The organism is Winogradskyella litoriviva (assembly GCF_013249065.1).
GTDB classification, from domain to species: domain Bacteria; phylum Bacteroidota; class Bacteroidia; order Flavobacteriales; family Flavobacteriaceae; genus Winogradskyella; species Winogradskyella litoriviva.
Map to the genome: position 1 here is coordinate 1 of NZ_JABRWQ010000044.1, position 348 is coordinate 348.

Consider the following 348-nt stretch of genomic DNA (forward strand, 5'->3'; position numbering starts at 1 on the left):
TTACAATAATGTCATATGCTATCACATCATTTAAAGCACTTCCTGATGTCGTGATTGTTTTTGTAACCGTTAACTCCGCATTTGGTGCTAAGTCCGTTCGGGTTGGATCTTCGGTTGTGTCGGTTCCGGCATCTGGTCCGTCTACTGTCTCATTGTCTAAGATTGGATTGCCATCTGGATCTACATCCGTATCTGAAACATCACTCACATCATCTGTACCGGTTGGACTATCGCCTGTCGCTGTTGCACTATTCTCTATAAAGCCTGCATCTAAATCCGTTTGAGCTATCGTTTGCGCTACTGTGACTGTGGCGCTTGCGCCTGGTGCTAAACTTGGAATGTTTGCTA

General features: G+C 45.1%; 1 protein-coding gene. It reads right to left on the reverse strand.

Translation table 11 applies throughout. The features are described 5' to 3' along the window. The coding region (locus HNV10_RS17115) for a DUF7507 domain-containing protein (protein ID WP_206676005.1) at window positions 1–348 on the reverse strand (348 nt) is incomplete at both ends.